The following is a 23,679-nucleotide window of genomic DNA, read 5'->3' as shown; positions in this document are numbered from 1 at the left end:
CACCCTCCGGCCGTCACCTGTCGATGTCGCCCACCACGAAGAACATCGAGCCCAGGATCGCCACCATGTCCGCCACCAGGTGGCCGGGCAGGATCTCGCGCAGCACCTGCACGTTGCTGTAGGACGCCGAGCGCAGCTTGAGCCGCCACGGGGTCTTCTCGCCGCGCGAGACCAGGTAGTAGCCGTTGATGCCGAGCGGGCTCTCGGTCCAGGCGTAGGTGTGGCCCTCGGGGACCTTCAGCACCTTGGGCAGCCGCTGGTTGATCGGGCCGGGCGGCAGCTCGGCGAGCCGGGCCAGGCACGCGTCGGCCAGGTCGAGCGACACCTTGAGCTGCTCGAACAGCACCTCGAAGCGTGCGTGGCAGTCGCCGGCCGTACGGGTGGCGACCTTCACCGGCAGCTCGCCGTACGCCAGGTACGGCTCGTCGCGGCGCAGGTCGAAATCGACCCCGGAGGCGCGGGCGATCGGGCCGCTCACGCCGTACTGCATGATCGTCTGCCGGTCGAGCACCCCCACGCCACGGGTGCGGGCCAGGAAGATGTCATTGCCGAGCAGCAGCCCCTCGATGTCGGGCAGCCGGCTGCGCACCTGGGCGACGGCCTGCCCGGCCCGGCCCAGCCACCCGGCGGGAAGGTCCTCCTTCAGGCCGCCGACGCGGTTGAACATGTAGTGCATCCGCCCGCCGGAGATCTCCTCCAGCACCGCCTGGATCAGCTCGCGCTCGCGGAACGCGTAGAACATCGGCGTGATCGCGCCCAGCTCCAGCGGGTAGGAGCCGAGGAACATCAGGTGGTTGAGGGCGCGGTTCAGCTCGGCCAGCAGGGTGCGCGCCCACACCGCCCGGACCGGCACCTCCATGCCCAGCATCCGCTCGGCGGCCAGGACCACGCCCAGCTCGTTGGCGAACGCCGACAGCCAGTCGTGCCGGTTGGCCAGCATGATGATCTGCCGGTAGTCGCGTACCTCGAACAGCTTCTCGGCGCCGCGGTGCATGTAGCCGATGATCGGCTCGGCCGAGCCGATCCGCTCGCCGTCGAGCATCAGCCGCAGCCGCAGCACTCCGTGCGTGGACGGGTGCTGCGGGCCGATGTTGAGGATCATGTCCTCGGTGGCGAGCTCCTTGGCTCCCGCGCCGATCCCGACCATGCGTTCGGTCATGGCTTCATGCATGCTCTCATGCTGCCACGTCAGCGGCGCGAGGCAAGGTCTCGCAGGGCGGCGGCCAGCCGGTCCACGTGCTCGGTGGTCGTGCCGAGGCCGATGGAGGCGCGTACCGCGGCCGCCGTGCCGTCGGCGCAGCCGCCGGGCACACCGTCGAGCAGGTGCGTGACCAGCGGGTGCGCGCAGAACTTCCCGTCGCGTACGCCGATGCCGTACTCCGCCGACAGCGCCTCGGCCACCTCGCGCGGCGTCCAGCCGTCCACCACGAACGACACGATGCCGACCCGCGGGTGGTCCGGCCCCCACAGCGACAGCTCGCGTACCCCCTCGATGCCCGCCAGGGCGGCGCGCAGCCGGGCCAGCAGCCGCTCCTCCTCGCGGACCAGCGGCAGCCAGCCGGTGGCGGTCAGCGCGTCGCAGGCGGCGGCGAGCGCGATGGCGCCCAGCACGTTGGGGGTGCCGGCCTCGTGCCGCTGCTCGGCGTCGTCGCTCCACTCGGCCGACTCGGCGGTGACCGCGCGGGTCGCGCCGCCGCCGCGCAGGTAGGGGTCGGCGTCGGTGAGCCAGTCCGGGCGGCCCACCAGCGCGCCCGCGCCGAACGGCGCGTACAGCTTGTGGCCGGAGAAGGCCACGTAGTCGAGGTCGAGCGCGGTGAGGTTGAGCCGCCGGTGCGGTACGAGCTGCGCGGCGTCCACCAGGATGCGCGCCCCGTGCCGGTGCGCGATGTGCGCCAGCGCCGCGATCGGCCACAGTTCGCCGGTGACGTTGGAGGCGGCGGTGACGACCAGCAGCTTCGGCCCCTCGATCGCGGCCAGCGCCTCGTCGGCGGCGCGTACGGCCGCGCCGGGGAACGCGGGCGGCGCCAGTCGTACGGCCTGCGGCCAGGGCAGCAGCGACGCGTGGTGCTCGGAGTCGAACACCACCACGGTCGTGCCCGCCGGCAGGCAGCGGGACAGCAGGTTGGTGGCGTCGGTGGTGTTCCTGGTGAACACCACGGCGTCGCCCGGCCGCGCCCCCACGAACCCGCGCACGGTCTGCCTGGCCTGCTCGTAGCGCGCGGTGGTGAGCTGCGAGGCGTAGCCCGCGCCGCGGTGGACGCTGGAGTAGGCGGGCAGCGCGGCGGCCACGGCGTCGTTCACCGGGGCCAGACAGGGGGCGCTCGCCGCGTAGTCGAGGTTCGCGTACGACACCAGCCTGCCGCCCTTCACCGGCACTTCGAGGTCGGCGCCGAGCACTTCGGGCAGCGGACGCTCGCCGGGGGCGGCGGCCTGCTGGACCGAACCGGAACGGTGCCGCTGCGACAAGATGCTCAGGCTGGTGGTGGTGGTCGTCGTGGTCACGGACACGCCATGCCTCCTCAGGGTCGTCGGACCCCTGCCCTGACATGGACGGCGACGGAGCCCGCGCTTGCCCGGCGCACCGCGCGCCGGACCAGGTCCTCACCCGGGGCACCCCGCCGCGGACGCGAGGGTTGCCGGCCAGCTAGCCGGGGCTTAGCGCTGGCACTCATGACCTACGGGGGAACTATAACCGACCACCCCGCCATGATCGCAACCAGGTAACGGCTCGCCGTGAATTCATCACGATCCCGAACTTTCGCCCTCACCCGCGCGTTGCGGCCAGCGAACTTGCGAACGAGAGCGCTGGAGGAGCGATGGACTGGGTGACCGACCCGGGCATCTGGATCGGGTTCCTGACCCTGGTCAGCCTGGAGATCGTGCTGGGCATCGACAACATCATCTTCATTTCGATCCTGGCCGGGAAGCTACCCCCCGAACAGCGCGACCGGGCCCGCGTCCTCGGCATCGCCGCCGCCCTGATCAGCCGCCTGGCGTTGCTGTTCGCGCTGTCCTGGGTGGTACGCCTGACCGCGCCGCTGTTCGAGGTCTTCGGCAACGAGATATCCGGCCGCGACCTGATTCTTCTCCTCGGCGGCCTCTTCCTGCTGGCCAAGAGCACCTTCGAGATCGGCGAGAGCTTGGAGGGCAAGTCCGGCCACGCGGGCGGCAAGGTCGCCCCCTCGTTCACCGCCGTGATCCTTCAGATCATGGTGCTCGACATCGTCTTCTCCCTCGACTCGGTCATCACCGCGGTCGGCATGGTGGACCAGCTCGGCGTGATGGTCGCCGCCGTGGTGGTCGCGGTGATCGTGATGCTGGTCGCGTCCGGCCCCATCTCCCGCTTCGTGGACGCCCACCCCAGCATCAAGATGCTCGCCCTGGCCTTCCTGATCCTGATCGGCGTGGTACTCGTCGCCGAGGGCCTCGGCCAGCACATCGAGAAGGGCTACATCTACTTCGCGATGGCCTTCTCCCTGGCCGTCGAACTCCTCAACATCCGCGTCCGCGCCAAGTCCGGCCGCCGCACCCCCGTCGAACTCCACGACCGCTACACCGGCGACAAGGAGGAATGACCTCCGCCTCGCCGGTCAGGCGCGTTTGGCGATGGCGGTGATGAGGGGCTGGATGAGGCGGGCGGCGAGGGGGCCGAAGGCGGCCAGGATCAGGACGTAGGTGGCGGAGAGCGGGCCGAGGTCGGGGTGGGCGCCCGCGCTGACGGCGAGGCCGGCGATGACGATGTTGAACTCGCCGCGGGGGATCATCGCGATGCCGGCGCGGGCCTGGCCGGCCTTGGCGATGCCCGCGCGGCGGGCGGCGTACGCGCCGGTCAGCAGCTTGGTGATCAGGCTGACCACGGCGAGGGCGGCGGCGAGGCCCGCCACCGGGGGGATCGCGCCGGGGTCGGTCTGCATGCCGAAGAAGACGAAGAAGACCGCGGCGAACAGGTCGCGGATGGGGGTGAGCAGGGCGCGGGCGTCCTCGGCGAGTTCGCCGGACAGGGCGATGCCAACGAGGAACGCGCCCACCGCCGCCGAGACCTGGAGCTGTTGGGCGATGCCCGCCACCAGCAGCGTCAGGCCGAAGACCTTGAGCAGCAGGACCTCGGAGTTCGGGCTGGCCACGAACCACTCGATCACCTTGCCGTACTTGAGCGCCACCAGCAGGACGACGCTGACCGTGGCCAGCGCGATGGCCACGGTGACGGCCCCGCCGATCAGGCTCACACCGGCCAGGATGGCGGTGAGGATCGGCAGGTAGAGGGCCATGGTGAGGTCTTCGAACACGAGCAGCGACAGGACGACGGGCGTCTCCCGGTTACCGATCCAGCCGAGGTCGGAGAGCACCTTGGCGGTGATGCCGGAGGAGGTCGCGTACGTGACGCCCGCCATGGCGACGGCGGCGACCGGGCCCCAGCCGAGCAGCAGCGCCGCCGCGGCGCCCGGGGCGGCGTTGAGCACGAGGTCGACGATTCCGCCGCGGGCGTTGCCGCGCAGGCTGCTGACGAGTTCGTCGGCGTTGTACTCCAGGCCGAGGGTGAGCAGCAGCAGGATGACGCCGAGTTCGGCGCCGACCGAGATGAACTCCTCGCTGGTCGCCAGCGGAAGGAGACCGCCGTGGCCGAACGCGAGACCGGCCACCAGGTAGAGGGGGATGGGGGAGATCCCGGCTCGCAGCGCGAGAGCGCCGAGCACGCCGAGACCGAGAATTACGCCACCGAGTTCAAGAAACAGTATGGCAGTGTGCAAAAGCGGACCTATCCGTTGGCCAGGATCTCGGCGACGGCCGCCGTGCTGTCCGGGCTGCCCACCACCACCACGACGTCATCGGCCGCCATCACGAAGTCCGGGGTCGGGCTGGCGATGACCCGGCCGCCGCGCACTATCGCGACGATGGAGGCCCCGGTGCGGGTGCGTACGCGCGCGTCACCCATGGGCCGTCCCGCGTACGGCGTGTCCGCGAGGATGGGGTACTGCAGGCTGACCAGCCCTTCGACCTGGCGGTGCAGGTCGTTGAGGCGTTGCACGATGCGTGGGGCGCCGAGGAGTTCGACGAGCGCGTCGGCCTCCTCGTCGTTGAGTTTGACCGCTTCGCAGGCTTGGTCGGGATCGTCCTTGTCGTAGATGATCAGGTCGCGCCGCCCGGTGCGGTGACTGACCACGCCCACCCGGCGTCCGGATCGGGTGGTGAACTCGTGTTTCAACCCGATTCCTGGCAGGGCGGTCTGCTCGATCTCCACCGGTTGGCCTTTCCATCCCGTCATGGCTCGTACCGCCGTTCACACTATCGCGAGTAAATCATCCGATGTCATGGCATAGCCATCCAAATCCCCCCAGACCGGCCGGGTCGATCAGTTCGGCCTCCTCGCCCGCCCTCGCCAGGGCGCGCAGGTATTCGCGGGGGGCGGTGTGGGCCAGTTCGATCGGCGGGCGGGTGCCGGTGAGGCCGAGCGCGCGCAGCGCTTCGCGCTGGGTGGTGAGGTGGGTCGCGGTACGTCCGGCGGGGGCCGCCGCGGCGCACGAGTCGAGGGCGACGTGGGCGGTGATGTCGCAGGAGCCGTCGGGGATCGGCGGCACCACGGTGCCGTCGCGATATCCACAGAGCGTCCCGCAGGGCGGGCGGTTGTCCACAGGGTGTGCATAGTCCACGGCGACGGCCCGGCCCCGCGTCAGTCTGCGCAGCACGGACGCCCACGCCTCGTCCCTGGTCCGGCCGATCTCCGCGCGGCGGCCGGGGGACAGCGGCCACCAGCGTTCCAGCCAGGCGAGGTCGGCGGGCTCGGGGGGCGGGCCGAGGCGTTCCTCGCCGGTGGCGGGATTCACCAGCACGATGCGCGGGCCCTGCGGGGTGCCCTCTGCCACGTCGAGCGGCACGTTGTCGAGCCATTCGTTGCAGATGATCAGGCCGGTCACGGACTCGGGGCAGGAATCGCGCCAGGCGATCTCGGCGGGCAGGCCGGGGGGACGGGGGGCGAGGTCCACGCCGGTCACCCGCAGGCGTGGGGCCAGGGCGTGGCCAGGTGGTTCGTGTGTCAGCGCGAGGATCTGGGCGGCCAGGGTGCCCTCGCCGGCGCCGATGTCGACCAGGTCCAGGGTGGGCGGGTGGCCCAGCCGTACGTCGAGGTCGGTCAGGACGCGCAGGACGGCTTCGGCGAAGGCCGGAGAGGCGCTCACCGATGTCCGGAAATGCCGGGAAGGGCGCTCGCGCAGGTAGAAACCATCCCTGCCGTAGAGCGCCCGCTCCATCGCGGCTCGCCAGGTGGTCCACACGTCTGCTGACGTTATATCCCCGCTGGTGGCGGGGTATTCATGCGCTGGCTGGAAGATCATGGCACTAACGTGACACGCTGAGTGACGCATTTGCTACCCGCTGTCGTCGCTTTGCGCTAACCTTGCTCTGCAGTCGAGGGGCGAAAGCCGTCCCGGCCCGGTCCCCCATCGGGCGCGGTCCGGCCACCCTGCATCGACTGGTCTGTCTGGCGAAGGCGCCACGCGAGACGGAAAGCAACGAATCTAGACAAAGGGGAGCCAGAGTGCTCAAGAAAGTCCTCATGCAGGCGGGTATCGCCGCTGGCATCGCGGGTGTGGTGTTCATGGCTTCGCCCGCCCACGCGACCATCGACAACGGCGACCGCACCAGCGGCAACGGGTCCATCCTCGGCGGCAACCAGCTCAAGGTGCCGATCACCGCGCCGATCAACCTGTGCGGCAACCAGGTCAACGTCATCGCGGTTCCGGTGCTCAACCCCACCCAGGGCAAGTGCGTCAACGGGGCCAAGGTCAACAACTGACCCTTCCGGTGACCAAGGCGGCTGGTCAGTCGGCGGATGGCCGGTCGCGCGCACCTCGCGCCTCGTGCCGGGGTGCCCAGCGGGCCCAGCCTCGTCGCGGGCCCCTCGTCAAGGACCCGCATCCCATGCGGGTCGGTGAGATCCGCGCTTACGCCGCGGATCCGATACGGACTCGCCGTCTCGCGAGTGCCCTCGCGTCCTGACCTGTGCGGCAGGATGCACCAACCCGCCTCCTAAAAGGGGTGCCCGGACCACGGGTCGCCTCGCCGGAGCCGGCCCGACCACGGGCGGCCCCGGTAGAACGGCCCGTATCGCGACCCGTTCGTGTGCAGTCTCGTGCGAAAAGCGGGTCCGACCCATGGACCGCCATCGACGGCAGATCCCCATCGCGGGACGCCTGACGGTGGTCCAAGATGACCGGCCGCCACAGACGTGGCGGGAGGTCCAGAACGACCGGCCGCCACACACGTGGCCGGCCGGGACCGCGGATCGCCGCAAGCGCGATCCGTACCCACGGTCCACCAAGCCGGTGGTCCGGCTGCCCATGGACCGCCATACGCGTGGCCCGAGTTCGCGGATCGTCCTGCTGATGATCCCGAGCCACGGGACATCGTGCCGGTGGTTCGCGCACACGGGTCACCGTGTCGTGGTCATTGGGCTCGCCGGTCGCCGTCGGGGTGGCCGTACCAACGGATCGCCTGCCGAGCGATCAGGTTCCACACGGACCGTCCACCCGGACGGTCCGGCGCAGAGCGGATCACTGTCCGGGGTGGTTCGGCCCGGTACGGGCCGTTGCCCGGAGTGGTTCTGGTTCTACCTGGGCCGCCGTCATCGGCGGCCCGGGCGGCACGACGGATCACCGTTCGGGTGGATACGGCCTGTCAGAGGCCGCCGCCTGGGTGGTTCCGGTTCTACCTGGGCTCGCCGTGACAGGCGGGCCCGGTAGAAGGCGGATCGCCGTCTGGGTGGTGCGGCCCGTGTGGGTCGTTGCCCAGGGCGGTTCGTGGGTACGGACCGCCGTCACGGATGGTTCGTGCCTGTGGGCCACTGTTCGCGGTGGTCCGGTTCCACCTGGGCCGTCATGATGGGCGGCCCGGGCGCACAGCGGATCACCACTCAGGTGGGTTCGGCCTGCCAAGGGCCGCCGCCTGGGGTGGTTCTGGTCTTACCCGGGCCGCCGTCATCGGCGGTTCGTGGTCTCGGATCACCCGCTGGGTGGTCCGGCAATGCCTGGGCCGTCGTCAGTGGCGGCCCGGGGTGCGGCGGATCGCCGCCGGGATGGTCCGAGTCAACGCGGACCGTCGCCGCAGGCGGTCTGTCGCTCACAACCTGCCGTTTCGGCAGGTCTCCTGCCCGCCGGACACCGTCCGGGAGCGGGAGGGGATCACCGCTGAGGTGGTCCGGTTCACCACGCGGGCCGCCGTATGGGCGGTCCGGGCACTACCTGGGCCGTCGTCACCCGGCGGCCTGGGGCACGTGGATCACCGCTTCGGTGGGGTCCGGTGCTCGCCGGCTGTCGTCCGGGAAGTTCAGGCTCGGCAAGAGCCGCTGTCCCGGGGCCGGTTGCTCTTCAGTACAGGCACTCTGGTGCCTCAGTACGACACGAGGGGCAGCGGGCCGTGGTCCCCATCCACGGGGCCGTCAGGCCATGCCCCCGGTACGACGGGACGCCGCGCAGGCGGCCCGTCCACATGGATCGCAACCATGCGACCCGGAACTTCGGGAGTCCGTCCTCCAGATGGGCTCAGAGGCGAGCGCCGGGCCCCTTCGCGGGGCTCGGCGCCCGTCGTTTCGATGAGTCGATCGGTAACCCTCCTCCTCATCTCTGGGGCGCCCAACTCAAGGGCTTTGTCCCACTTCGCCTTCCCTTTCCGATTTATCGGTATCTCAGGTTTCGGTAAAAACCCGAGTCGTGTGCCGATCGAGGTCCATCCCGTTCCTTTCGTTACCCTGGACCTGGGGCAGCGGAGCAGGCGTCCGGACTCGCAGGCGTCCGGCATTCTCAACGGGACGGGACGAAATGGACGCAGGGGATCGTCCGGCACGACTGGCCGTCGGGGTTCTCGGCGCCGGACGGGTCGGTTCGGTGCTCGGTGCAGCCTTGGTGACGGCAGGCCACCGCGTGGTGGCGGCGAGCGGGGTCTCCGACGCCTCACAGCGCAGGGCCGCGGAGCGGCTGGGCGTCTCGCCCGTCACTCCGGACGAGGTCGTACGCGCCTCCGAGCTGGTGCTGCTGACCGTACCGGACGACATACTGCCCGGACTGGTGTCCGGGCTCGCCGCGACCGGCGTCGATCTGCGCGGCAAGCTGCTCGCGCACACCAGCGGCGCCTACGGCCTCAGCGTGCTGGAGCCCGCCGCGCAGGCCGGCGCGCTGCCGCTGGCGCTGCACCCGGTGATGACCTTCACCGGCCGCGACGACGACCAGCGCCGCCTGGTCGGCTGCTCGTTCGGCGTGACCGCGCCGCCGACGCTGCGCCCGGTGGCCGAGGCGCTGGTCATCGAGATGAGCGGCGAGCCGGTCTGGATCGACGACGCCGACCGCGCGCTCTACCACGCGGCGCTCGCCGGGGCCGCCAACCACATGGTCACGCTGATCGCCGAGTCACAGGAGCTGCTCGGCCGGATCGGCGTGGAACACCCCGGCCGGATGCTCGGCCCGCTGCTCGGCGCGGCCCTGGACAACGTGCTGCGGCTCGGCATCGCGGGCCTCACCGGCCCGGTGGTGCGCGGCGACGCCGGTACGGTACGCAAGCACGTGGACGCGCTGATCCTGGCCGCCCCCGAGGCGGCCGACGCCTACATCGCGCTGGCCCGGCTGACCGCCGACCGGGCGCTCGCGGCGGGACTGCTCAAACCAGAGGCGGCCGAGCGCCTGCTGGACGCGCTGGGAGGCAACATATGGACGTGATCGTCGCGGGCGACCGCGCGGAGCTGGACATCGCGCGCGGCGAGCTGGGCGGCGGACGGCTGGCGCTGGTCCCGACCATGGGCGCGCTGCACGAGGGGCACCGGTCGCTGATCAGGCTGGCCAGGCAGTACGCCGACCACGTCGTGGTCAGTATCTTCGTCAACCCCCTGCAGTTCGCCCCGGACGAGGATTTCTCCCGCTATCCCCGCACCTTCCAGGCGGACCTGGACGCATGCGCCGCCGAGGGGGTGAACGTCGTCTTCGCCCCGTCCCCCGAGGCGATGTACCGCCCCGACCGCCAGGTCTCCGTCTCGGCCGGGCCGATGGGCGCGATCGTCGAGGGGACGTTCCGCCCCGGCCACTTCGACGGCGTGCTCACCGTGGTGAACAAACTGTTCAACCTGGTACGCCCGGACGTCGCGGTGTTCGGCCGCAAGGACGCCCAGCAACTGGCGATCATCCGCAGGATGGTGCTCGACCTGGACCTGCCGATCGAGATCATCGGCGGCGAGACCGTGCGCGAGCCGGACGGCCTGGCCCTGTCCAGCCGCAACCGCTACCTGTCCGAGGCCGACCGCCGTACCGCCCTCGCGCTCTCCCGCGCCCTGCGCGCGGGCGCCGCCCAACACGGCCCGGACGCCATCAAGCGGGCCGCCGGTGAGGTATTGGACGCCGCCGCCCGCGCAGAGCCCCCGCTCAAGCTGGACTATCTGGCCCTGGTCGATCCGCTGACCTTCACCGAGGTGCCCGGCGACCACCAGGGCGAGGCGGTGCTCGCGGTCGCCGCCCGGGTCGGCACGACCCGTCTGATCGACAACATCACCCTGACCGCATCCTGAGCCCTGACGGCATCCTGAGCCCTGACGGCATCCTGAGCCCTGACGGCATCCTGAGCCCTGACGGCATCCTGGGGCGCGCCGGCCGAAGCGGGAAAGTAGCCTGTAGGCCGGCGCGCACGCCGACGTGGTGGCGCGACCGAGCGAAGGGTGGAGTCAACGCATGCTCAGGACCATGCTCACGTCCAAGATCCACAGGGCCACCGTCACCCAGGCCGACCTGCACTACGTCGGTTCGGTGACCATTGACGAGGATCTGCTGGACGCGGCCGGGCTGCTGCCCGGCGAGCAGGTGCACATCGTCGACATCGACAATGGCGCCAGGCTGGTCACCTACACGCTCACCGGACCGCGCGGCTCGGGGATCATCGGGATCAACGGCGCCGCCGCCCGCCTGGTCCAGCCGGGCGATCTGGTGATCATCATCGCGTACGGGCAGATGGAGGACGCCGAGGCGCGCTCCTTCGCACCGAAGGTCGTCCACGTCGACCGGGACAACCGCGTCGTCCAGCTGGACACCGACCCGGCCGCCGCCCTCCCCGGCGGAGACCTGGGCACGCTGCGTGGCGACATGCCCTACACCTCCGATGTCTAGGTGAGACAGCGCCTCTCAGGGAGATCTCTCACCACACACCCCATACCCGGGAATGAATCACCGCAGGCCCCAGGTTATCGTCATGTTGACGAAATTCGCCGCGTAAGCGGTGGAATCACCACGTGCGTCCGGCGGTAGGAGCCGGGCCGAGAAGAGGTGGCCTGTGAGCTCCCCCGCCATCCCGACACGCCTGACCGCCCCGGACCCTGGATGGACGGTCTCCGCCGATCTCCTCGTCGTCGGTTCGGGCGTCGCGGGGCTGAGCGTCGCTCTGCGCTACGCGGAGCTGGACCCGGCCGCCTCGGTCATGGTGGTCACCAAGGACGTCCTGGCGGCCGGTTCGACGCGCTGGGCGCAGGGCGGGATCGCCGCGGTGCTCGACCCGGGCGACTCGCCGGGCGAGCATCTGGCGGACACGCTCACCGCCGGGGTCGGCCTGTGCGACGTACCGGCCGTACGGGCCCTGGTGAACGAGGGCCCGGGCGCGCTGCGGCGGCTGATGGGGCGCGGGGCCCGGTTCGACCGCGACGCCCGCGGTGAGCTGCAGCTCACCCGGGAGGGCGGCCACCGCCGCGACCGCATCGTCCACGCGGGCGGCGACGCGACGGGCGCGGAGGTGCAGCGGGCCCTGATCGAGGCCGTACGCGGCACCCGGATCGACGTCATCGAGCACGCCCTGGTCCTGGACCTGCTGACCGACGCCGACGGGCACGCCTGCGGGATCACCCTGCACGTGATGGGCGAGGGCGCGCGGGACGGCGTCGGCGCGGTGCGCGCGAACGCGGTGGTGCTGGCCACCGGCGGCATGGGCCAGGTGTACGCGGCCACCACCAACCCGGCCGTCTCCACCGGGGACGGCGTGGCGCTCGCGCTGCGCGCCGGGGCCGTGGTCAGGGATCTGGAGTTCGTGCAGTTCCATCCCACGGTGCTGTGGCTGGGCGAGGACGCCACCGGCCAGCAGCCGCTGGTCTCCGAGGCGGTCAGGGGCGAGGGCGCGTTCCTGGTGGACAAGAACGGCGAAAGGTTCATGCGGGACGTCCACGAACTCGCCGACCTCGCGCCGCGCGACGTCGTGGCCAAGGCGATCATGCAACGGATGCGTGAGACCGCCACCGGCCACGTCCACCTGGACGGCAGGCACTTCGGCGCGGACAAGTGGCGCACCCGCTTCCCGACCATCCACGCGTTCTGCCTGGAACACGGCATCGACCCGGTGACACAGCTCGTCCCGGTCGTCCCTGCCGCCCACTACGCCAGCGGCGGGGTACGCGCCGACCTGTACGGACGCACCAGCGTCCCCGGCCTGTACGCGTGCGGCGAGGTCGCCTGCACCGGCGTCCACGGCGCCAACCGGCTGGCCTCCAACTCGCTGCTGGAAGGGCTGGTCTTCGCCGACCGCATCGCGGGCGACGTCCACGCCCGGAGGCCCCGTCCCGGCCCCCCTGTGCCCCGTGCGGGCGCCGTGACCGGCCTGGTGGACCCGAGGGCCCGGGCGCGCGTGCAGGGCCACATGAGCCGCGGAGCGAGCGTGCTGCGCAGCCGCCACAGCCTCACCGAGGTGGCCCGCGCGCTGAAGGACGCCCGCTGGACCCCGGTGGCGGTCGAGCCGCGCACGGAGTCCTGGGAGGCGACGAACCTGCTGACGGTGGCCTCCGCGCTGGTCGCCGCCGCCGCGCTGCGCGAGGAGACCCGCGGCTCGCACTGGCGCGACGACCATCCGGACCGCGACGACACCCGGTGGCTGGGACACCTGGACGCCACCCTGTCCGAAGAGGGGATCACCATGACCTACCGCGCCCGTACGACGCTCCCGCAGCACGTCGAGGCCGATCTCGCCGACGCGGGCCTTGACCCGGCCGCGGTGGTGGGCCTGTACGAGACCGCGCTGGCCGAAGACCTGTCCGAGGTGGGCGACGTGACCAGCCTGGCCACCATCCCGGCCGGCCAGCGGGCCGTCGCCGACGTCGTGGCCCGCGCCGACGGCGTGGTGTGCGGCCTGGCCGTGGCCGAGGGCCTGTTCGCGCACGCGTCCGGCGGGCGGCTGACCGCCGAGCGGCACGTCAAGGACGGCGAGCGGGTGTCCAGGGGCGACGTGCTGATGACCGTCACCGGTCCCACGCGCGACCTGCTGACCGCCGAGCGGACCGCGCTCAACATCCTGACCCACCTGTCCGGCGTGGCCACCATGACCGCCCGCTGGGTCAGCGCGGTGGAGGGTACGGCGGCGCGGATCAGGGACAGCCGTAAGACCCTCCCCGGCCTCCGCGCGCTGGAGAAGTACGCCGTACGCTGCGGCGGTGGAGTCAATCATCGGATGTCCTTGTCGGCGGCGGCGTTGATCAAGGACAATCACGTGGTCGCCGCGGGTGGTGTCGCCGAGGCGTTCAGGGCGGTGCGCGAGGCGTACCCGGACCTGCCGATCGAGGTGGAGGTGGACCGCATCGACCAGCTCGAACCGCTGCTCGCCGAGGGCGCCGAGGAGATCCTGCTCGACAACTTCAGCGTCGAGGACACCGCCACCGCCGTGACATTGGTGAAAAATCGGGCACGGTTGGAGGCCAGTGGCGGATTGACCTTGGAATCGGCCCGTGATGTGGCGGAGACTGGCGTCGATTACCTTTCCGTGGGGGCTCTGACCCACTCCGCCCCCGCGCTCGACATCGCACTGGATCTGCGGGGGGCTTGATGCTGCTCACGATCGACGTCGGCAACACTCATACGGTGCTCGGGCTCTTCTCGGGGGAGGACCTGATCGAGCACTGGCGGATCGCCACCGATGCGCGCCGTACCGCCGACGAGATCGCCGTGGTCCTGCAAGGACTGCTCGGGCAGTCGCCGCTGCTCGCCAACGCCGACATCAACGGCATCGCGATCTGCTCGACCGTCCCCTCGGTGCTGAACGAGATGCGGGAGATGTGCCGCCGCTACTACGGCGACGTGGGCAACGTGGTCGTGGAGCCCGGGGTGCGGACCGGCGTGCCGGTCCGCATGGACAACCCCAAGGAGGTCGGCAGCGACCGCATCGTCAACGCGCTGGCCGCCATCCACCTGTACGGCGGGCCGTGCGTGATCGTCGACTTCGGCACCGCCACCTCCTTCGACGCGGTGTCCTCGCGCGGCGAGTACGTCGGCGCGGTGACCGCGCCGGGCATCGAGATCTCGGTGGACGCCCTGGCCCAGGCCGGTGCGCAACTGCACAAGGTCGAGCTGATCCGGCCGCGTGCGGTGATCGCCAAGAACACCGTCGAGGCCCTTCAGTCGGGCATCATCTACGGCTTCGCCGGGCAGGTGGACGGCATCGTCGAGCGGATGGCCGCCGAGCTGAGCGACGACCCCGACGAGGTCACGGTGGTGGCGACCGGCGGGCACGCGTCGCTGGTCTCGGGCGAGGCGCGGTCGGTGGACGTCCACGAGCCCTGGCTGACGCTGATCGGGCTGCGGCTGGTGTACGAGCGCAACACCCAGTAGCCGTACGCCGCCCAGACCGGCTGCCAAACCTCGGTAACCTTTGTCTGTGACCGATGACGTTACCCCGACCCCGGACCTGCCCGAGCAGATGCGCGTCCGCCGGGAGAAGCTCGACCGCCTGCGTGCCGAAGGCGTCGAGCCCTACCCGGTCAGCTTTCCGCGCACCGCGACCAACGCCGAGCTGAAGGCCAGACACGAGGGGCTCGGGGCCGACGTCGCGACCGGCGAGCGGGTGGCCGTCGCCGGCCGGGTCATGCTCAGCCGCGTCGGCGGCAAGCTGTGCTTCGCCACGCTGCGCGACGGCGGCGGAGACCTCCAGGTCATGATCTCGCTCGACAAGGTCGGCGAGGAGTCCCTGGCGGCGTGGAAGCGCGACGTCGACCTCGGCGACCACGTGGGCGTGGAGGGCGAGGTGATCACCTCCCGGCGCGGCGAGCTGTCCGTGCTCGCCGACCGCTGGCAGATCACCTCCAAGTGCCTGCGCCCGCTGCCGGAGAAGCACGTCGGGCTCACCGACCCCGAGGCGCGGGTCCGCCAGCGCTACGTCGACCTGATCGTCAACGACGAGGCCCGCCGGATGGCGCGGCTGCGCAGCGACACCGTCCGCGCGGTGCGCGACTTCTGGCACGAGGAGGGCTATCTCGAAGTCGAGACGCCCATGCTCCAGCCGATCCACGGCGGCGCGACGGCCCGGCCGTTCAAGACGCACATCAACGCGTACGGCATGGACCTCTACCTGCGCATCGCGATCGAGCTGTACCTCAAGCGGCTGGTCGTCGGCGGCATCGAGAAGGTCTTCGAGATCAACCGCAACTTCCGCAACGAGGGCGCCGACTCCACGCACAACCCCGAGTTCAGCATGCTGGAGGCGTACGGCACCTACCTCGACTACAACGACATGGCCGACCTCACCCAGCGGATGTACCAGCGGGCGGTGGTGGCCGCGCTGGGGACGACCGTGGTCCGGCGCGACGACACGGAGATCGACCTCGGCGGCGAGCGCTGGCCGCGGGTCACCCTCTACGGCGCGGTGAGCGAGGCGCTGGGCGAGGAGGTCGTCCCGGAGACGCCGCTGGAGCAGGTACGCAAGCTCGCCGACCGGCGGGAGATCCACTGGGACCCGAAGTGGGGCCAGGGCAAGCTGGTCCAGGAGATCTTCGAGGCGCTGGTCGAGCACACGCTCGTACAGCCGACCTTCGTCATGGACTACCCGCTGGAGACCTCCCCGCTCACCCGCCATCACCGCGACAACCCGCTGCTCACCGAGAAGTGGGACCTCATCGGCTTCGGCACCGAGCTGGGCACCGCCTACTCCGAGCTGGTCGATCCGGTGGAGCAGCGGCGCAGGCTGGTCGAGCAGTCGCTGCTCGCGGCGGGGGGAGACCCGGAGGCCATGCAGCTTGACGAGGACTTCTTGATCGCACTGGAATATGCAATGCCGCCGACCGGTGGCGTGGGCGTCGGGATCGACCGGATGATCATGGCGTTCACCGGTCGCAACATCCGCGAGACGATCCTCTTCCCGCTGGTCAAGCCCACCGCCTAGCTCGTCTCAGCCGCCGCCCGCCCAGGTGGGCGGCGGAAAGAACCTCCGCAGCGCCTCGGCGAACAACCCCGGCGGCACCGACGCCGGGTTCAGCCTGCGTTGCAGGATCAGCCCTTCCAACTGGGTGATCACCAGCGCCGCGTCGTCTTCGGCGCACTGGGCCGTGCCCGGCCGCCGGCAGGGCATGAGCCCGGCGATCGCCGTCTGACCGGCGGCCCGGCGTTCGGCCAGACGCGCCATGAGTTCGGGTCGTGTCATTGCGTGACGGCGAAACTCCGATTCCAGGGCCCAGCGGCAGGAGTCGTTGTCCGCGAGCGTGGCCAGATAGTCACCCAATGCGGTGAAGTCCGGGTCGCCGGTACATTGCCGGATGATTTCCTCGATGTCGCGAAGATGACCAGCGGCATGAAGGTCGAACAACGTGAGGAAAAGTTCATCCTTTCCGGAGAAATGCGAGTAGAGCGCGCCGATCGTGTAACCGGCCTGGGCGGCGATCTCGTCCACCGAGGCGCCTGCGTACCCGTGCTCTGCGAAGACCTGGGCGGCCGCGGCCAGTAGCAGCTCACGAGTACGGGCCTTGGCCGCCGCCCGGGTCAACCGTAAAGGCGGTCCCATATCGTGAGTACTCCACATAGCGAGCGCTATGTCAATAGCGTGGGCTACTCATATGACCGTCGCCGCTTGACGACCTTTCTCAATCCCGTTTACCGTTCACGACGACGACGAGAGACAGACCACACTCACGCCGGGCATCGTCGAGTTCCGTGGTTGGCTGAAGGGGGCTCCGATGGCTTATCCAAGAGTGGATTTCCTTCACGACGATGACACTACGGAGGTGCATGGGATCGGACTCAGTGACGACGACCTGCTCCTGCTCGCCGAGCTGGCGAAAGGGGTCACGGTCGACCGAGTGGGCCGCCGGCTCGACGTGAGCGGCCGCACGGTGCGGCGCCGCCTGCGCGGCATCTGCGACCGCATCGGCGTGGCCACCGCCATCGAGGCGGTCGCCTGGGCGGCACGTCGTCAGCTCATCTGATCTGGCGGAGCCGCCGGTCCCGCACTGACCGGACGTCACCGCCTGATCTTCCCGGCCGGACTCCGCACACTCGGCCGGAAACACCGCACGCGGCCGAAATCGGCCGACCGGGCCCGTACCCGACGTCAGACCCGGCGCAGACCCTCACCCGCGCCTCCGCACGACACGGCACTCGGGCCGCCCGTAAGACCCGCGGAGGAGCGCGTCAGTCGGCGATCCGCACGGCCCCGGCGAACGGCCGGTTGCCGATCGGCGCGATGTGGATGACGTCACCCGTCTGGGGGGCGTGCACCATCATCCCGCCACCGATGTAGATGCCCACGTGATGCAGGTCGCTGTAGAAGAACACCAGGTCGCCCGGGCGTAGCTCCTCCCGGGGAACATGAGCGCCGGCCGTCCACTGGTCGCCGGTGTAGTGCGGCAGGCTGATCCCTACCTTCTGGTAGGCCCACATCACCAGGCCGGAGCAGTCGAAGCCGTTGGGGCCCTCGGCGCCCCAGACGTACGGCTTGAGCTGCTGCGTGAGCGCGAAGCGCGCGGCCTGCGCGGCCTTGCCGTCGCCGGGGATGGGCACGTCGACCCTGACCCGGCTGCCCGCCGAGCTGCCGGAGCGCCGCATGGCCTCCTTGAACAGGTCGCTCTCGGTCCGCTCGACCAGCTTGGTGATCTTGTCGCGCTTGCCCTCGATCTCGTCGACCAGCTTGGTGACCTCGGTCGTGCGGGCCTTGGCGCTCTCGCGGGCCCGTTCCGCGGTCTCCATGGCCTTGGTGACCTGGGCGACCTGCTCGCCCTGCTGCTGTTCGAGCGCGTAGGTGGTGGCCGCGCGGTCGAGGAAGGCGTCGGCGTCGCCGGTCGCGCCCAGGGCCACCGCGGGGCCCATGCCGCCGCTCATGTACGCGTTCTGGGCCAGGAGCTGGGCCTTCTGGCGCTTGCCCGCGAGGTCGGACTCGCTGGTCGCGAGCGTCTTCTTGGCCAGCTCCGCGGCCCGCTTGGCCTGCGCCAGCTTGACCCGCTCGCCGTTGTAGCGCTCGGTCAGCGTGCCGATCTCCTCGTGCAGCTTCTCGACCTGAGCCGACAGCTCCTTCAGGGAGGGCTTGGGGTCGGCGGTCGCCGACATCAGCGGGGTGCCGACGCTGAGCGCCAGGAAGGCGGCCGTGACGATCGCGAGCCGGGTGAGGCCCGTACGCCTGCCCGGGGTCTTCGTGCCCTCAGAAGCCGTCTCGGCGCGTTCTCGGGGCCCCCTGGGGCGCGGCCCGCCGCTGCCGGAACGGGAACGGGCGCTGCTGACGCCCGCGTGCTTTCCCCCACGGCTGCGCGTGCGCGACACCGACCAGCTCCTCTCATCGACGCCTACCGGGTCAGCTGACGGTCCGGGCCGGAGGAGCCCTACCGGGCCGCCGCGCGGCCGGACACCGGGCTGGACATTAGTGCACATGTGGTTCCCGCTCAACCAGAACTACGAAGTCTGTAGAGCTTTCACAACCGAAGTATCACGACGAGATCACGACTTCTGATGATCATAATTACTGATTTCTCGGTGTCTAGAGGTGTTTGGGCAGCTCCGCGGCTTGTGTCGGGCGGTCGGGCCGTACGACAGAACATGTCAAAGTCTCTTGAACCTCCGCGTGACCGGCATGTCGCTCATCGTGTCTCGTTACGATCGGGGACTGAGTTACGGGGGAGCCGTAAATGGAAGGGGGAAGCCACGTACGCTGGACCTCCATGGAGCAGGTCACCGAGGGGCCCGGCGGGCCCGTCGCGCGTGGTGAGGGGCACGAGAGTGCGCGCGGCGAGATCATCGTCCGGCGGGCGCGTACGGCCGACGTACGCGCGATCCGCCGACTGGTCGACATCTACTCGGGTGCGGGGCTGCGGCTGCTGAAGAAGGCCACGGTGACCCTGTACGAAGACGTACAGGAGTTCTGGGTGGCCGAACTGAACGGCAGAGTGGTGGGGTGCGGGGCCCTGCACGTGCTCTGGGAAGACCTGGCCGAGATCCGCACGGTGGCGGTCGATCCCGCGTTCAAGGGATACGGCATCGGCCACCGCCTGGTGTCCGCGCTGATCGCCACGGCGCGCGACCTCGGACTCGAACGCGTCTTCTGCCTGACCTTTGAAGTGGACTTCTTCGCGGGACACGGATTCCGCCCGATCAACGGCACGCCGGTGGCCCCCGAGGTCTACGCGGAGCTGCTGGCCTCGTACGACGAGGGCGTGGCGGAGTTTCTCGATCTTGAACATGTCAAGCCCAACACACTGGGCAACACGCGAATGCTCCTGCACCTTGAAGCGGACCCCAGGGGCTGACCGTGGGGAAAGGTGACTGTTGATCCCTATATCGATACGTTGTGCAGCAGCCAAAGCATGTGCGCCTGACGACGCCGCATGCGCAGTCGAAGCGAGGTGACGCGGTGAGCACGGGACAACCGCCGTATCCGCAGGACGACCCCGAGCGCAACCAGGCGGCGCGATCGTCGGGGAACCCTGATTACGGCCACTACCAGGGTCAGGGCGGCCAGGCCGACCCTGACGCGACCATGGTGGGCGGCTACCGGGCCGACCCCGGATCCAACCCGCAGCAGCCCCAGTACGGGCAGCAGTACGGTCAGGACTACGGCCAGCAGCAGTACGGCCAGCAGCCCGGGTACGGGCAGCAGCAGCAGTACGGCCAGCAGGGCTACGACCAGCAGCAGTACGGTCAGCAGCAGGGCTACCCGCAACAGCAGGGCTACGGCGGGCAACAGCAGTACGAACAGCAGCAGTACGACCAACAGCAGTACGGTCAGCAGCAGTCCGGGTACGGGCAGCAGCAGGGCTATGGCCAGCAACAGGGTTACGGCCAGCAGCCCCAGTACGGCCAGCAGGGCTACGAGCAGCAGGGTTACGACCAGCAGCAGGGTTACGACCAGCAGCAGTACGGTCAGCAACAGGGCCACTCGCAGCAGCAGGGTTACGGACAGCAGTCTCAGTACGGGCAGCAACAGGGCTACCCCCAGTCCGGTTACGACCAGGGTCACGCCCAGCAGTACGGTCAGCAGGGGTACGAGCAGCAGGCGTACGGCCAGCAGGGCTACGAGCAGCAGCAGTACGCCCAGCAGGGCTACCCGCAGCAGCAGGGCTACGGCCAGCAGCAGTGGGGCGCGTCCGGCTACGGCGCGCAGACGCCCCCGCTGGCCGAGTGGTGGCAGCGGCTCGTGGCCCGGCTGATCGACGGCGTGATCTTCGGCGTCGTGAACGCCATCCTCAGCTCCATCCTGACCGCCCTCCTGGTCACCTCCTACAACGTGACGACGGGCGAGATGGGCGGTGGCTTCGTGCTGGCCGCCATCGTGACCTCGGTCATCGGCGGGCTGCTGTACATCGCCTACGAGGTCCTCATGACCAGCATGCGCGGTCAGACGATCGGCAAGATGGCCATGGGCATCCGCGTGGTCCCCGTGTCCGGTCCCACGGCCTCCGGCGGGCTGGACATGAACACGGCGCTCAAGCGGGCCGGTTCCCTGTGGGGGCCGTACGTCGTCTACGGCGTGCCCTTCGTGGGTTACCTGGCGAGCCTGGCCGTCCTGGTGAACATCCTGTGGCAGTTCTGGGACAAGCCGCTGCGGCAGACCCTCAGCGACAAGTTCGCCATGACCATGGTCGTCAAGGCCAGGTAGGCGCCAGAGCGAGCAGTGCGGTGTCCCGGCCGGTCAGTGACCGGCCGGGCCTCCATAGGGCCGGTGGATCTCCACCGGCCCTATTTCGTGTTCAGATGGAGTGTCCAGATGAAGACGGACTTGACCCGCAAAATTGGGGCAGAAACGGGACAGGCCATCATCGGGGCGGGCGTGCCCGCGCGTGCCGCCGTCGCGAACAAGCGATCCCGGGATTGGGATCGCGGACAGGTGACCATATGCGTGCCGGCAGGGGATCGCACAAGTGAGCGGGGACAGAAGAGCGGACAACGGGACGGACATGACGGCCATGCCGTCAGAGGACGACTCCGCCCGTAGTGCTTCTGTCGCGCATGATCCGCAAGATCCTTCCGAGGTTCCCGCCGAATGGTGGGAGCGGATGGCCGCGCGCATCATCGACGCCGTCCCGTTCGTGGTGCTCTATTACATTCTCTTCGCGGTGTTCTCGGCCCTCTTCGGCCCGGCGGACGTCATCGCCGCGGCCACCGTGGATGGGGCCAGGGCGCATACCTCGGTTCCCCGTCTGATCGCCTGGTTGATCTCCGGAGCCGCCTTTGCGGTCTATGACGTTGTGCTGCATTCCCGGTACGGGCGGACTCTCGGCAAGCGCGTGTTGCGGATCAGGCTGATCCCGGCGGGCGGCGGCGTTCTGACAACGGCCGCGCTGGCGAAACGCGCGGCCATGCTCCCGGGCCCGATGGCGGCGATGGACATTGCCGTGCTCAATCTCCTGGCGGGGGTCTTCCTCTTCGTCGTGGGACTCTTCATCCTGGTGGACAAGCCCTCCCAGCAGGGGCTGCACGACAAGGTCGCGGGCACGATGGTGGTCAGAAGGCCGCGCTGACCCGGGTTTGCGGGTGATCATAGTGATCATCTGCGCATGCCGCCTGATTTTTCACAGACGTTTTACAGACTCCATCCGGTAAGCGGGCTGGAGAGACAGCCATTAAGCTGTGGTAGGGAGGGGCGCCGGAGGTAGTCGCCCCTGCGGCCTACACCGGCTGACCGCCACGCTAAGGTCGTGCCCGGGAGCCGCCTTGGAGGCCCGGCCTGGCCGGTAGCGTGGCAGACCGGCACGCCTGGGAGAAAAGCGGGCGTACCCAATCTGACCAGGACCCCGACGTGAGGACGAATGATGGATGTATTGTCCGCCTTGTTACCGCCGGTCGTCGTGGGCGCGGCGTTCATCTACGGCATCGTGAAGCTCGTGCGTTCCGAAGCGGCAGCAAGGCGTGCAAACCAGCACGATGAGGCCCGCGAGCCTAACTGATCCTCTCATGCCCGGCCTCGGCCGCAAACCTCTTACCGAGTCGAATTGTGTCCGCGATCGGACGGGTATATGTTTGGCATCGAATGAAACAATGCCCAGCGAAAGGAAAGCCCTAGATGGCCAAGCAGATCCAGGAGATTCTCATCGACGACCTCGACGGGGGGGAGGCCAATGAGACGGTCGCCTTCGCGATTGACGGCACGTCGTTCGAGATTGACCTCAGCGACGTGAACGCCAAGAAGCTGAGGGACGCGCTGTCGCCTTTCGTGCAGAGCGCGCGCAGGGCGGCCGCGGTCACCGGCCGCCGCCGTGGAGGCCGGGGCAGCCAGCGGGCGATGACGCGTGAGAAGAGCTCGGAGATCCGGGCCTGGGCCAAGGCTCACGGCCTTCCGGTCAGCGAGCGCGGGCGGATCGCCTCTTCGGTGGTGGAGCAGTACGAAGCCGCCCACTAGAGGCGGTGCGGAGCTGTACTAGAGACGGCATGCCACGGCGACGCGCGTCGCCGTGCGCGGACGCGCCGGATCTCTGTCGGAGCGTGCGCTTATGACGGTCGCCTAAGGACCCCGGCGGCCGCCATAAGCGCATGATCATCGAAGTCGCCCGAAACAGTCGTTCGCTTGGGGCGTATCGGGAACACCTCACCCCCGGTCGGTAGTTTGATAGAGGGTGAACGCCCTGGTCTTGGGGAACGTCTTCCCTGGGGCACCTCTTTCGGCAACAGGGCGAGGTTCGCCGAGCCAGGGCTACCATGCGGGATGACGGGCCCGGATCTCCCGGGCACGCCTGACCGCTCTGTGAGGAGCGACGAGATGTTCGAGAGGTTCACCGACCGCGCGAGGCGGGTTGTCGTGCTGGCCCAAGAAGAGGCCAGGATGCTCAACCACAACTACATCGGCACTGAGCACATCCTTCTTGGCCTGATCCACGAGGGTGAGGGCGTTGCGGCCAAGGCTCTGGAGAGCCTGGGCATCAGCCTTGAAGGCGTGCGTCAGCAGGTCGAGGAGATCATCGGCCAGGGCCAGTCGGCGCCGTCGGGGCACATTCCGTTCACCCCGCGTGCCAAGAAGGTCCTTGAGCTGTCGCTCCGCGAGGCCTTGCAACTGGGCCACAACTACATCGGCACTGAGCACATCCTGCTCGGGCTGATCCGCGAGGGCGAGGGTGTCGCCGCGCAGGTGCTGGTCAAGCTGGGTGCCGACCTCAACAGGGTGCGCCAGCAGGTGATCCAGTTGCTGCACGGCTACCAGGGCAAGGAGCCGGCCGCGGCCGGCGGCCCGCAGGAAGCCGCTCCCTCGACCTCGTTGGTGCTCGACCAGTTCGGCCGCAACCTGACGCAGGCCGCCCGTGAGGGCAAGCTCGACCCGGTCATCGGGCGCGAGAAGGAGATCGAGCGGGTCATGCAGGTGCTGTCCCGCCGTACCAAGAACAACCCGGTCCTGGTGGGCGAGCCCGGCGTGGGCAAGACCGCCGTGGTCGAGGGGCTGTCCCAGAAGATCGTCAAGGGCGAGGTGCCCGAGACGCTGAAGGACAAGCAGCTCTACACCCTCGATCTG

General features: G+C 69.6%; 22 protein-coding genes and 1 riboswitch. Of the genes, 15 read left to right on the top strand and 7 right to left on the bottom strand.

The annotated features are described in order from the left end of the window. Positions 1-13: 13 nt before the first annotated feature. Together DP939_RS41690 and DP939_RS41685 are read right to left on the bottom strand one after the other, a co-directional pair. On the bottom strand, positions 14-1,171 hold the full coding sequence (locus DP939_RS41690) for an NADH-quinone oxidoreductase subunit D (protein ID WP_225878856.1): 1,158 nt from the start codon (positions 1,169-1,171) through the stop codon (positions 14-16). Positions 1,172-1,188: 17 nt separating this feature from the next. After that, positions 1,189-2,475, bottom strand: coding sequence for an aminotransferase class V-fold PLP-dependent enzyme (locus tag DP939_RS41685; protein WP_404828634.1), 1,287 nt, complete (start codon positions 2,473-2,475; stop codon positions 1,189-1,191). 85 nt (positions 2,476-2,560) lie between these two features. Further along, positions 2,561-2,676, bottom strand: a riboswitch (SAM riboswitch). 140 nt (positions 2,677-2,816) lie between these two features. Between DP939_RS41685 and DP939_RS41680 the strand changes: the two genes are divergently transcribed. After that, a complete protein-coding gene (locus tag DP939_RS41680) occupies positions 2,817-3,575 on the top strand; it encodes a TerC family protein (RefSeq protein WP_113986378.1) in 759 nt (252 codons plus the stop codon). Between the two features lie 15 nt (positions 3,576-3,590). Here the strand turns inward: DP939_RS41680 and DP939_RS41675 are convergent, their stop codons facing one another. From DP939_RS41675 to DP939_RS41665, 3 genes are all read right to left on the bottom strand, one after another. Beyond that, on the bottom strand, positions 3,591-4,694 hold the full coding sequence (locus DP939_RS41675; RefSeq protein WP_404828633.1) for a cation:proton antiporter: 1,104 nt from the start codon (positions 4,692-4,694) through the stop codon (positions 3,591-3,593). A gap of 62 nt (positions 4,695-4,756) precedes the next feature. Further along, complete coding sequence (locus DP939_RS41670) at positions 4,757-5,239, bottom strand: cation:proton antiporter regulatory subunit (RefSeq protein WP_113986376.1); 483 nt, start codon at positions 5,237-5,239, stop codon at positions 4,757-4,759. Positions 5,240-5,297: 58 nt separating this feature from the next. Next, positions 5,298-6,269, bottom strand: a complete 972-nt coding sequence (locus DP939_RS41665; RefSeq protein WP_113986375.1) for an SAM-dependent methyltransferase — start codon at positions 6,267-6,269, stop codon at positions 5,298-5,300. Between the two features lie 263 nt (positions 6,270-6,532). Between DP939_RS41665 and DP939_RS41660 the strand changes: the two genes are divergently transcribed. The 7 genes from DP939_RS41660 (at position 6,533) to lysX (ending at position 16,146) form a co-directional block, all read left to right on the top strand. Then, on the top strand, positions 6,533-6,790 hold the full coding sequence (locus DP939_RS41660; protein WP_225878855.1) for a chaplin: 258 nt from the start codon (positions 6,533-6,535) through the stop codon (positions 6,788-6,790). 2,020 nt (positions 6,791-8,810) lie between these two features. Further along, entirely contained in the window at positions 8,811-9,701 is an 891-nt protein-coding gene (locus tag DP939_RS41655; RefSeq protein ID WP_113986373.1) for a Rossmann-like and DUF2520 domain-containing protein, read from the top strand. Continuing rightward, on the top strand, positions 9,692-10,540 hold the full coding sequence (gene panC / locus DP939_RS41650; RefSeq protein ID WP_113986372.1) for a pantoate--beta-alanine ligase: 849 nt from the start codon (positions 9,692-9,694) through the stop codon (positions 10,538-10,540). The genes DP939_RS41655 and panC overlap by 10 nt, the downstream gene beginning before the upstream one ends. A gap of 160 nt (positions 10,541-10,700) precedes the next feature. Further along, positions 10,701-11,132, top strand: a complete 432-nt coding sequence (gene panD / locus DP939_RS41645; RefSeq protein WP_113986371.1) for an aspartate 1-decarboxylase — start codon at positions 10,701-10,703, stop codon at positions 11,130-11,132. Between the two features lie 163 nt (positions 11,133-11,295). Next, positions 11,296-13,818, top strand: coding sequence for an L-aspartate oxidase (locus tag DP939_RS41640; protein ID WP_113986370.1), 2,523 nt, complete (start codon positions 11,296-11,298; stop codon positions 13,816-13,818). Then, a complete protein-coding gene (locus tag DP939_RS41635) occupies positions 13,818-14,600 on the top strand; it encodes a type III pantothenate kinase (RefSeq protein WP_113986369.1) in 783 nt (260 codons plus the stop codon). Before DP939_RS41640 ends, DP939_RS41635 begins: the two co-directional genes overlap by 1 nt. A gap of 46 nt (positions 14,601-14,646) precedes the next feature. Continuing rightward, on the top strand, positions 14,647-16,146 hold the full coding sequence (lysX, locus tag DP939_RS41630) for a bifunctional lysylphosphatidylglycerol synthetase/lysine--tRNA ligase LysX (RefSeq protein WP_113986368.1): 1,500 nt from the start codon (positions 14,647-14,649) through the stop codon (positions 16,144-16,146). A 6-nt stretch (positions 16,147-16,152) separates the two neighbouring features. Here lysX and DP939_RS41625 read toward each other — a convergent pair whose 3' ends face one another. Further along, a complete protein-coding gene (locus tag DP939_RS41625) occupies positions 16,153-16,761 on the bottom strand; it encodes a TetR/AcrR family transcriptional regulator (RefSeq protein ID WP_158578963.1) in 609 nt (202 codons plus the stop codon). 220 nt (positions 16,762-16,981) lie between these two features. Here DP939_RS41625 and DP939_RS41620 point away from each other — a divergent pair, with 220 nt between their 5' ends. After that, entirely contained in the window at positions 16,982-17,182 is a 201-nt protein-coding gene (locus DP939_RS41620) for a helix-turn-helix domain-containing protein (RefSeq protein ID WP_158557798.1), read from the top strand. Positions 17,183-17,387: 205 nt separating this feature from the next. On the opposite strand, the gene DP939_RS41615 is transcribed toward DP939_RS41620, so the two are convergent. Next, the gene (locus DP939_RS41615) at positions 17,388-18,509 is read right to left on the bottom strand and encodes a C40 family peptidase (RefSeq protein ID WP_225878854.1); all 1,122 of its coding nucleotides are present in this window, start codon (positions 18,507-18,509) and stop codon (positions 17,388-17,390) included. A gap of 362 nt (positions 18,510-18,871) precedes the next feature. Between DP939_RS41615 and DP939_RS41610 the strand changes: the two genes are divergently transcribed. The 6 genes from DP939_RS41610 to DP939_RS41590 form a co-directional block, all read left to right on the top strand. Further along, the gene (locus DP939_RS41610) at positions 18,872-19,489 is read left to right on the top strand and encodes an amino-acid N-acetyltransferase (RefSeq protein ID WP_225878853.1); all 618 of its coding nucleotides are present in this window, start codon (positions 18,872-18,874) and stop codon (positions 19,487-19,489) included. A 104-nt stretch (positions 19,490-19,593) separates the two neighbouring features. Then, positions 19,594-20,838, top strand: coding sequence for an RDD family protein (locus DP939_RS41605; RefSeq protein ID WP_113986365.1), 1,245 nt, complete (start codon positions 19,594-19,596; stop codon positions 20,836-20,838). Between the two features lie 298 nt (positions 20,839-21,136). Then, the gene (locus tag DP939_RS41600; protein ID WP_113986364.1) at positions 21,137-21,700 is read left to right on the top strand and encodes an RDD family protein; all 564 of its coding nucleotides are present in this window, start codon (positions 21,137-21,139) and stop codon (positions 21,698-21,700) included. A 288-nt stretch (positions 21,701-21,988) separates the two neighbouring features. Further along, entirely contained in the window at positions 21,989-22,126 is a 138-nt protein-coding gene (locus DP939_RS46555) for a hypothetical protein (RefSeq protein WP_158557795.1), read from the top strand. 116 nt (positions 22,127-22,242) lie between these two features. Then, positions 22,243-22,578, top strand: coding sequence for a histone-like nucleoid-structuring protein Lsr2 (locus DP939_RS41595; RefSeq protein ID WP_113986363.1), 336 nt, complete (start codon positions 22,243-22,245; stop codon positions 22,576-22,578). A gap of 357 nt (positions 22,579-22,935) precedes the next feature. After that, the coding region (locus DP939_RS41590; protein ID WP_318656346.1) for a Clp protease N-terminal domain-containing protein at positions 22,936-23,679 on the top strand (744 nt) is incomplete at its 3' end.

It is taken from the genome of Spongiactinospora rosea, assembly GCF_003315795.1.
In the GTDB taxonomy this organism is placed as follows: Bacteria; Actinomycetota; Actinomycetes; order Streptosporangiales; family Streptosporangiaceae; genus Spongiactinospora; species Spongiactinospora rosea.
This window is presented reverse-complemented; position numbering and strand designations above follow the sequence as displayed.